General features: G+C 57.9%; 1 protein-coding gene. It reads right to left on the reverse strand.

Going from position 1 to position 611, the window contains the following annotated elements; genetic code table 11:
- Window positions 1–349: 349 nt before the first annotated feature.
- The coding region (locus NK214_RS24915; protein ID WP_253315812.1) for a hypothetical protein at window positions 350–611 on the reverse strand (262 nt) is incomplete at its 5' end.

Consider the following 611-nt stretch of genomic DNA (forward strand, 5'->3'; position numbering starts at 1 on the left):
GCGAGGAGATCCTTGCTGGGCGTAGGCATTTGCCAGTAATGCGGGTAGGTGCGGCCGGGGCAGAAGCGGACGAAGGGCAGCAGTGCGCTTTGTTGTTCCAGAGCGTTCAGTTTGTAGCGACGGCGCGGGGGAAAGTTTTGAGCGTGTTGCATGGTGTTTCTCCTGCTGTGACACAAGATAAACCACCTGCCGGGTGAGGCTGAGGTGAGGCAGGCGCGTGGCAGGATTGGCGTACCGGACTTAACTATCAAACCGGCGAGTGCATGGCACTCCCCCACCACGCACCTGCCAAGAGTGCGTAGGCATAGAAAAACTGCTTGCGCAGTGCTCCGCGCAAGCAAATCGATAGTTAAGTAACGGGACGCCAATCCCGTGTGCCGCTTGTTTTGGCGGCAACGTGGGGATTGTTGCCGAGGGGGCGGTTGGGGTCAAGGTGGGGCGGTTGCTTTGCTTGAGCGTGGCTTACTTGTTGAGTGATCTGGTTTTGAATCCGCTGCGCGGATGATGATTTTGATTGCCGGGGCTGCCCGGCGAGCAGGAAGGGGAACAACTCGGCCAAATTCCCTATCACTGAGCGAATCAAAGATTCGCACGTAGACACCCCAAAGGCC

Origin of the sequence: Chromobacterium sp. S0633, assembly GCF_024158805.1 — a bacterium.
In the GTDB taxonomy this organism is placed as follows: Bacteria; Pseudomonadota; Gammaproteobacteria; order Burkholderiales; family Chromobacteriaceae; genus Chromobacterium.